The sequence below is a fragment of the Bergeyella anatis genome (assembly GCF_036016955.1).
In the GTDB taxonomy this organism is placed as follows: Bacteria; Bacteroidota; Bacteroidia; order Flavobacteriales; family Weeksellaceae; genus JAYWXI01.
This window is the reverse complement of the sequence record NZ_JAYWXI010000055.1, coordinates 1-1,735: the sequence shown is the minus strand read 5'-3', so window position 1 is coordinate 1,735 and position 1,735 is coordinate 1. Positions and strand designations below refer to the sequence as shown.

General features: G+C 30.5%; 2 protein-coding genes and 1 pseudogene. 2 read left to right on the top strand and 1 reads right to left on the bottom strand.

Going from position 1 to position 1,735, the window contains the following annotated elements; translation table 11 throughout:
• Both VQ048_RS12090 and VQ048_RS12085 read left to right on the top strand, forming a co-directional pair.
• Positions 1 to 352: pseudogene (locus VQ048_RS12090) on the top strand (hypothetical protein); the annotation flags it as partial.
• 41 nt (positions 353 to 393) lie between these two features.
• Positions 394 to 1,470: a DNA-methyltransferase gene (locus VQ048_RS12085; protein WP_327611912.1), complete on the top strand. Its 1,077-nt coding sequence runs from the start codon at positions 394 to 396 to the stop codon at positions 1,468 to 1,470.
• Positions 1,471 to 1,498: 28 nt separating this feature from the next.
• Here the strand turns inward: VQ048_RS12085 and VQ048_RS12080 are convergent.
• Positions 1,499 to 1,735, bottom strand: a 237-nt coding sequence (locus VQ048_RS12080) for a hypothetical protein (protein ID WP_327611911.1), incomplete at its 5' end; no start/stop codon positions are given.

Below are 1,735 nucleotides of genomic sequence, written 5' to 3'. Positions count from 1 at the left end.
ACAAATTCCTGATGAGGATTTAGAAGCGATATTCAGTAAAGAACTCAATGAAGACGAGGAAGAGGACCTCCGAGCGATGCGTACTCCCGAAGAGGACGATGATTTTGCTACTGGACTATCTTTTGAGGAATTAGCACAGGTAGAGCCTTTGTTTACAAAGAAAGAATTGGATAAAGAGGAAGAACAACAAGCTACCTCAATTGCCAAAAAACTTAGTGATACCGAATTACTAAACGAAATTGAAAAGGTATTGCCTCAAGCTAGACAACGAGTTTCTGAGCTATTAGATAGGGATTTAAAAAGTCCTCCTACAAAAGGTAAAGAGGACTTTGATATTGGGGATTTTGTATAAAAATTTAAACTCTACAATAAATTAAAAGAATATAATGTATCATGAAAAATAATTCAACACTTCATCAGATCTTTATTGATACGGCACAAAACATGAAGCATATAAAAGATAACTCAATAGAGCTTGTTGTTACCTCGCCTCCGTATCCTATGATTGAAATGTGGGATAAAATTATGTCAGAACAAAATATTGAAATTAAGAATGCTCTTATTGAAAATAATTCAATGGAAGCTTTTGAGTTAATGCATAAAGAATTAGATAAGGTTTGGTCTGAAGTGTCGAGAGTATTAATTCCAGGGGGATTTGCATGTATTAATATTGGTGATGCAACAAGAACTATCAATGGGAATTTTGCTTTATATCCTAATCATTCAAGAGTTATATCAGCCTTTCAAAAATTAAATATTCAGAATTTACCAAATATTATTTGGAGAAAACAAACAAATGCTCCGAATAAGTTTATGGGTTCTGGAATGTTACCATCTGGTGCTTATGTCACATTAGAACACGAATGGATATTAATATTTAGGAAAGGTGGCAAAAGACAATTTAAGGCTGAAAATGATAAATTAAAAAGAAGAGAAAGTTCATTTTTTTGGGAAGAAAGAAATATTTGGTTTTCTGATTTATGGGATTTAAAGGGAACTAAACAAAAAATTGAAAATTCAAATACAAGAAAAAGGAGTGCAGCATACCCCTTTGAATTACCATATAGACTAATAAATATGTATTCTCTTCAGGGAGATACTGTTTTAGATCCTTTTTTAGGTACAGGAACAATCACAATCGCAGCAATTGCTACGAAAAGAAATAGTATTGGGTATGAAATTGATTCTAAATTTTTAAACATAATTACAAAGAATATTGAGTCTACTCAAATAGAATTTTATAATTCAGTAGTCTTTGATCGTATCAATAATCATATTAATTTTATTAAGCAAAGGTCTTTTAATAATGATGATAGCCCAAAAATTAAATACTATAATAGTAAATTAGGCTTACCTGTTATTACGAAACAAGAGACAGAAATTATGTTTAATATTATAAAAGTGGTTAAAACAAGTGGTCAAAATATAATTACTGAATATAATACTATCGATCCAATAATCACTATTTAAGATAAATGTGTTAATGTTTAGTACACATCTAATTATTATTGTTTTGGATATATTCCAAGTCAATTTTAAAGTGTAAAAATGTTCTTATAATAATCAGCCATTCTCTGCCACAAAATTCCAAAACAAGCCAAGAATACAACCCGTTGAGAGGGTGCTTATACATTTGCCAAAAATTCATAAAACAATAAAAAATGGCAAAACAAAATGTATTTAAAACAGTCTTATTAGGGAGCTGTACCCTCGCATCAACTGTCCTATTTGCCCA